This window comes from Streptomyces lincolnensis, assembly GCF_021173675.1.
Taxonomy (GTDB): Bacteria; Actinomycetota; Actinomycetes; order Streptomycetales; family Streptomycetaceae; genus Streptomyces; species Streptomyces lincolnensis_B.
The window spans coordinates 1-255 of sequence record NZ_JAIHON010000076.1 but is presented as its reverse complement, the minus strand read 5'-3'; the positions used below and the strand labels follow the sequence as shown (position 1 = coordinate 255).

General features: G+C 65.9%; 1 protein-coding gene. It reads right to left on the bottom strand.

The features are described 5' to 3' along the window. The coding region (locus K4B79_RS48935; RefSeq protein WP_308280649.1) for a carboxyl transferase domain-containing protein at positions 1-255 on the bottom strand (255 nt) is incomplete at both ends.

The following is a 255-nucleotide window of genomic DNA, read 5'->3' as shown; positions in this document are numbered from 1 at the left end:
CGTGCTCCTGGTCGACGCCCGGGAGGAACCCGGGGACGTCCAGGAAAGTGACGATCGGGATGTTAAAAGCGTCACACATCTGGACGAAACGCGCAGCTTTTTCGGAGGCCTCGATGTCCAGGACGCCGGCCAGCGTCGACGGCTGGTTCGCCACGATGCCGACGACCTGGCCGTCCAGGCGGGCCAGCGCGCAGATGATGTTGCGGGCCCAGCGCTCGTGGACCTCCAGGTAGTCGCCGTCGTCGACGATCTCCT